This window comes from Phytopseudomonas dryadis (genome assembly GCF_004327355.1).
Taxonomy (GTDB): Bacteria; Pseudomonadota; Gammaproteobacteria; order Pseudomonadales; family Pseudomonadaceae; genus Aquipseudomonas; species Aquipseudomonas dryadis.
In genome coordinates, this window is the sequence record NZ_QJUM01000028.1 from 69032 (window position 1) to 75165 (window position 6134).

At 63.3% G+C, this 6134-nt stretch carries 7 protein-coding genes and 1 pseudogene; 7 read left to right on the top strand and 1 reads right to left on the bottom strand.

The window, feature by feature from the left end:
- Positions 1-23: 23 nt before the first annotated feature.
- The 3 genes from DNK34_RS20475 (at position 24) to DNK34_RS20485 (ending at position 2720) form a co-directional block, all read left to right on the top strand.
- On the top strand, positions 24-248 hold the full coding sequence (locus tag DNK34_RS20475) for a hypothetical protein (protein WP_242675370.1): 225 nt from the start codon (positions 24-26) through the stop codon (positions 246-248).
- Positions 249-321: 73 nt separating this feature from the next.
- The gene (locus DNK34_RS20480) at positions 322-1599 is read left to right on the top strand and encodes a glucarate dehydratase family protein (protein ID WP_131177100.1); all 1278 of its coding nucleotides are present in this window, start codon (positions 322-324) and stop codon (positions 1597-1599) included.
- Positions 1600-2093: 494 nt separating this feature from the next.
- Complete coding sequence (locus DNK34_RS20485; protein WP_131177101.1) at positions 2094-2720, top strand: NAD(P)H-dependent oxidoreductase; 627 nt, start codon at positions 2094-2096, stop codon at positions 2718-2720.
- Here the strand turns inward: DNK34_RS20485 and DNK34_RS20490 are convergent.
- The gene (locus tag DNK34_RS20490) at positions 2703-3140 is read right to left on the bottom strand and encodes an Lrp/AsnC family transcriptional regulator (protein WP_131177102.1); all 438 of its coding nucleotides are present in this window, start codon (positions 3138-3140) and stop codon (positions 2703-2705) included. The genes DNK34_RS20485 and DNK34_RS20490 overlap by 18 nt on opposite strands.
- 130 nt (positions 3141-3270) lie before the next feature.
- Here DNK34_RS20490 and DNK34_RS20495 point away from each other — a divergent pair, with 130 nt between their 5' ends.
- From DNK34_RS20495 to DNK34_RS20505, 4 genes and pseudogenes are all read left to right on the top strand, one after another.
- Positions 3271-4164, top strand: coding sequence for a DMT family transporter (locus DNK34_RS20495; RefSeq protein WP_131177103.1), 894 nt, complete (start codon positions 3271-3273; stop codon positions 4162-4164).
- A gap of 157 nt (positions 4165-4321) precedes the next feature.
- Positions 4322-4450: pseudogene (locus DNK34_RS26000) on the top strand (hypothetical protein); the annotation flags it as partial.
- A gap of 102 nt (positions 4451-4552) precedes the next feature.
- A complete protein-coding gene (locus DNK34_RS20500) occupies positions 4553-4816 on the top strand; it encodes a hypothetical protein (RefSeq protein ID WP_131177104.1) in 264 nt (87 codons plus the stop codon).
- 208 nt (positions 4817-5024) lie between these two features.
- A complete protein-coding gene (locus DNK34_RS20505; RefSeq protein ID WP_131177105.1) occupies positions 5025-5375 on the top strand; it encodes a hypothetical protein in 351 nt (116 codons plus the stop codon).
- Positions 5376-6134 lie beyond the last annotated feature (759 nt).

Genomic DNA, 6134 nt, shown 5'->3' on the forward strand with positions numbered 1-6134 from the left:
TCGCCGCCCGGCCTGGCGAGATTTTGCGCAGCAACGCGGCTTGCGCTGAAACGTCAACAGACCCTAGATGGCTTCGTCGCTTCGGTTACCTCGAAGAGCACACCGGCTCCATCGAGGGCGGCCTGATCGGCCTGGCCGTGGTGTCCCTGATCGCCGGCATCCTGGTGTTCCTGACCAAGACCAGCAAAGGGGCGGACAGCGGCAGGGGCAAGCCGGCCAAGGCCACGCCGGCGGTGTCGCCGGCCTGAATGCCGCAACCCGCCGGCGCGCTGCCGCAGCGTCGGGCGGGTGGGAAAAATCGGTCAATTCTGGAGTGTCATCATGAAGATCAAACAGGTTCGCGTGACGCCGATCGCGTTTCGCGATGCGCCGCTGCTCAACGCCAGCGGTATCCACGAACCCTATGCGCTGCGCTCGATCATCGAGGTCGAGAGCGACAACGGCTACCTCGGCCTGGGTGAAAGCTATGGCGATGCGCCGGTGCTGAGCGTGCTGCAGGCCATGCGGGAGAGCCTGGTCGGTCTCGACCCGTTCGACCTCAACGGCTTGCGCGCCCGGGTGGCCAACACCGTCGCCACCCTGCAACCGGGCTGCAACGGTGGCGCCGAGCTGGCGCCGGGCTCGCACCCGAGCAAGCAGGTGGCGAACGCCTACTCGGCCTTCGAGGTCGCCTTTCTCGATCTGCAGGCGCGCGCGCTGGGCATGCCGCTGGTCGACCTGCTGGGCGGCGCGGTACGTCAGTCAGTGCCGTTCAGTGCCTACCTGTTCTTCAAGTACGCCGAGCACGTCGACTCGCCCTATGCGCCGGATCGCTGGGGGGAGGGCATCAGCCCCGAGCAGATCGTCGCCCAGGCGCGGACGATGATCGACGAATACGGCTTCCAGAGTATCAAACTCAAGGCCGGTACCCTGCTCGGCCCCGAGCATGAGGTGGCCTGTATCAAGGCGCTGCGCCAGGCCTTCCCGCACGCGCCGCTGCGCATCGACCCGAACGGCAACTGGTCGGTGGCGACCTCGCTGCGCATGGCCGAACTGATGGGCGACGACCTGCAGTATTACGAAGACCCGTGCCCGGGCCTGGACGGCATGGCCGAGGTCCACCGGCGCACGGGCATTGCATTGGCGACCAATATGGTGGTCACCGACTTCGACGAGTTCCGTCGCAGCGTGGCCCTGAACAGCGTGCAGATCGTGCTCGCCGATCACCATTACTGGGGCGGGCTGCGTGATACGCAGATCCTGGCGCGCATGTGCGACACCTTCGGCCTTGGCGTGTCGATGCACTCCAACTCGCACCTGGGCATCAGCCTCATGGCCATGACCCATGTCGCCGCCGCGGTGCCGAACCTGTCCTACGCCTGCGACACCCACTACCCCTGGCAGGAGCCGGACGAGGAAGTCATCAAGGGCGGCAAGCTGCCGATCGTCGATGGCTGCGTGGCCCTGACCGATGCCCCGGGGCTGGGCCTGGAGCTGGATTACCAGCAACTGGCCAGGCTCAACGAGCAGTACCTGAGCTGCGGCATCCGCCAGCGTAACGACGTGATCCAGATGCAGAAGTACGACCCGGACTGGAAGGTGATGAAGCCCAGGTTCTGACGGGCCTGTGGAGCGTGCGTTGTTCGCAGGTGATGACCCATCGCAAATCGATGGGTTAGCACCCATCCTACGGCCTGATGTCAGATGACCAATTGATTCATATTGGAATTGTAGGATGGGTGGCAACCCATCGGCAGTTGATGGGTTGCCACCATCGCGCCTGCATCGTCCTGTGTGCGGATCGGCCGCCAAGCTCGTCCAGTGGCTGCTGGCCCGCTCCTTTCGACAGCTGATGGCGCGGCCCTGTGGTTCCCGCTTGTTTTTCCCTGGCTGTCGGGATAACTTACTAAAGGTAAGTTACTTGAAGTGGTTTTCATGCAAGAGCAGGGGCGCCTACGCAAGAGCGGCAAACCGGCGCCCTCGTGTAGGAGCGTCGACCTCGGCGCGATGCGATTGGCGATCCTGCAAAAATCGCCGTATGGCCACTGACCGCCGCGGGGGCGCGCCTCCTACGGAAGAGCCAGGGCAAACCGCCGTTACGCAGGAGTCCCGCCATGCACGCGCTTGTCGTCGTCGCCCATCACGATCCCCGCTCGCTCACGCACAGCATTGCCGCCCGGCTCGCCGAGGGGGTGGCCCTGGGCGAGCCCGGCCACAGTGTCGAACTGGCCGATATCGCCGCCGAGGGCTTCGACCCCCGCTTCGGCCTGGCCGACCATGCGGTCCACCGTGGTGAAGCGCCACCGCCCGCCGATGTGGCGGCCGAGCAGGCGAGGATCGAACGGGCCGACGCCCTGGTGCTGGTCTACCCGGTTTACTGGTGGTCGATGCCGGCTCTGCTCAAGGGCTGGATCGACCGCGTGTTCAGCAATGGCTGGGCCTTCGATTTCAGTCCGCAGGCGGCGCTGGTCAAGAAGCTCGGGCATCTGCAGGTGCACCTGCTCGGGGTCGGCGGCGCCGACGCCGGCACCTACGCGCGGCATGGCTACGGCCATGCCATGCAGGTGCAGATCGAGCATGGCATCTTCGATTACTGCGGGGCGCGGGTACTGTCTTCCGAACTGCTGCTGGAATCGGAGACGCAGAACCCGGATGTGCACCTGGAGGCCGCGCGTGCCATCGGCAGTGCGCTGTTCAGCCGTGGCGCCGGGCCTGCGGCGGCATCAGCTCATCGGCGGTAGCCGCCGTTTGACCGGGTTCTTCTTGATGATCGCCGTGTTGGTTTCGGCACAGGTGTTCAGCTCGTCGAGCAGGCTGTCGAGCTGATCCATGGAACGCACGTGCAGGCGGGCGATGAAGCAGTCCTCGCCGGTGACCTTGTCGCACTCGGTGAACTGGGCGATGGCCTGGATCCGGCGCTCCACCTCGTGCAGCTTGCCCGGCAGCGGGCGGATGCGCACGATGGCCTGGAACTGGTAGCCGAAGGCCCTGGGGTCCACCTCGATGGTGTAGCCCGTGAGCACCGCGCGTTCCTCCAGCTTGCGCAGCCGCTGCGCCACGCTGGGTGACGACAGGCCGCTGATCTGCGCCAGCGCCTTGAGCGAGCGCCGCGAGTCTTCCATCAGTGCCGCTATCAATATCTGGTCGATTTCATCGATCATTTCGTTTCCTTAGGAATCATCCGCCAAGTGCCTTGATAGTAAAGGTATATCGCGCTTTTTGCCTTGTCCTGGCCATGGAGGCGCTGGCGCCGCGCTTGCCATAATGGGCGCTCGTCGCAAGGAGCCCGTCATGGACAAAACGATACGCCGCGGTTCGCTGGAAATGGTCGCCGCCATGCTGATTTCCGGCACCATCGGCTGGCTGGTCATGCTCTCCGGTCAGCCGGTACTGGATGTGGTGTTCTGGCGCTGCGTATTCGGCACCGCCACGCTGTTGCTGGTCTGTGCCCTGATGGGCTTGCTGCGCCCAGGCCTGTTGAGCGGGGCGTCATTGCTGCTGGCGATCCTCAGTGGCGTGGCGATAGTCGCCAACTGGGTGCTGCTGTTCGCCTCGTATTCGCGGGCCTCCATCGCCATCGGCACGGCGGTCTACAATGTCCAGCCCTTCATCCTGGTCGCGCTGGCGGCACTCTTCCTCGGCGAAAGGATCACCGCGCGCAAGCTGGGCTGGCTGGCGGTTTCCTTCGTCGGCATGCTGGCTATCGTCAGCGCCCATGGCAGCCAGGAAGAGGGCGGTGGGCATTACCTGCAGGGCATCGGTCTGGCCCTCGGGGCGGCGTTGCTGTATGCCCTGGCGGCGCTGATCATCAAGCGCCTGAGCGGGGTACCGCCCCATCTGATCGCGCTGATCCAGGTCGCCACCGGCATGTTGCTGCTGGCGCCGCTGGCGAATCTGTCGACGCTGCCGCAAGGCTCGGGCAGCTGGGGCACCTTGCTGACCCTGGGCATCGTGCATACGGGGTTGATGTACGTGCTGCTCTACGGCGCCATCCAGAAACTGCCGACCGCGCTGACCGGGGCGCTGAGTTTCATCTATCCCATCGCGGCGATCCTGGTCGACTGGTTCGCCTTCGGGCATCGCCTCGAGCTGCTGCAATGGCTGGGCGTGGCCGCCATTCTGATCGCTGCCGCGGGCATGCAACTGGGCTGGGGCTTCGGTGCGCGCGCTGTCGCGGTTCGTTAGCCAGGACCTGCCACGCTCGCTTGCCCCCTGTTCGTCAGCCGCGCTAAAGTCCGCCCGTCACGGTCAATCCCGTGGCCGGGAGTCGAAACCCGTGTGTTGTCTGAGGCGCGACAGCGCCATAGCCTAAAGCAGCAGGCGCTTTTTTCGTGCCCGTTGTTTTTGTGCATCTATGGCGGGCCGTGCGGGGCAGGCCTCGGCCTGGCCGGTTCCCTCGGACGCCGGTATTTCGACCCCCGTACGGTTCGCCACCCAAACCGAGTCGAAACGGTGGTTGGCGATTCCTTAATCCGTTCGAGGAGCATAAGGAAAATGCACTATCCCCCTTTTACCCAAGGGCTCCGCCCTGGGCCGCAAACGCTGGCGATTCCCCTGTTCACGGAGGTTCGTCATGCCTGATAGCCGTCCTGAAATCATTCGTTTCCCCACCTCCCGGGCGTCCGCCGACAGGTGCCTGTTCCAGGCCGATGCCGAGCTGCGGCTGGAGAAATTACAGCAGTTGCTGAGGTTGCTGGAGCACCAGCAGGCGCCGTTGCCCAGCGTCAGAAGCCAGCGTGCGGTCTGTGGCTACATACGCGAGACCCTGGACGAGGTCGTGGTCCTGTACCGCGGCTCGCTGGCGATGATGCGCCGCCGCGCCAGAGAGCAGACCTGAGCGGTTACGGGCACGGACAGGGCTCTGGCGCCTGTCCGTGCGGCATTGCAAATCGCACGGTCATAAATTGAGCGACCGTGCACGATGCACAGGTTTCCGTTGTTTTGATTCAGTAAAATCATTTAATATCAGTGACTTACGATTATTAAGAACCTGGCACGCGCTCTGCAACCTTCGGTGTACAAGGAACTCACCTGAGGTATGCGTCATGCAATACGCCATTGAACAGCTGATCGAAAACCTGCCGGGCCACGATGTCGATTTCAGGAAGCGTCCTGACGGCATGCTGCTCATGACCCTGAGCAAGGACGGTGAAGCGGTGTTTTCCAAGGCCATCGATCGGCAGACCGTGGTGTGCGAGAAACGGGTGAAGGCCCTGCTGCATGAGATCATGCGTGACCACAAACTGGTCAGCGGCGAGATCAACTGGAAGGGGCAGGGCGCCCAATGGATCGACCGCAGCCTGCCGACCTTCACCGGTGCGCCGATCAACCCGACCGCGGCCAAGATGATGTGGGCACGGCGTAACCTGGAAAACGGTTATCGCGCCACCGCCTGATATCCTGCCCAGAATGCCTGAAGCCCCGCCTATGCGGGGCTTTTTCGTATCTGCTGCGCGGGTTCGAGCGCTGGTATCGAGGCAAGGTTGGGGCGTTATCGGCTGGAAAGGCGGGCCTACAGCCCAATGCCGATCAGATAAGGTTTTTGTAGGAGCAGAAGAGCGGCAAACCGCCGCCCGTGTAGGAGCGTCGACCTCGGCGCGATGCGAGGGTGGCCATCCAGTGGAATCCGACGGGGTCGCGGTTCCTACAGCACCAGGGCAAGCTGCCGTTTTGTGGGCCAAACGCTTAACTGACAGGCATCAGGCCTGCAGCCGGCAGAGCATCGCGTGACTGAGTGCGACCGGTCTCATGGGTGAAAAGGTAGCACTGCTTGCACCATCATGTGGCGCAGTAGCAGGGCTCAGCGGCAGGACCGATCCAGCAACCAGCTTGTCGGCGACAATATTGACCGATTGGCCAATCCCTGCCTCACATTCCTCGATCCATGCACCGCGCGACCACGGCAATGCATCCAGGCCAGATTCCATCTGGACGGCAAGCCGACCGAGTAGGCAGGCCTCGACCTGGCTGAGGAATATATTGGCTGGATATGACTGAATAATGTGGTCTATTAAATCAAATCAACAATTATTTGAGTATTGGCACAGCCACTGCAGCTAATACGGGCAACGAGGCTACCAAGGCCTGAGCGAGTGGGCACTGTAATGAATGAACAGGTTTCGATGAGCGCCGACACCTACGACGTGGTGGTGGTG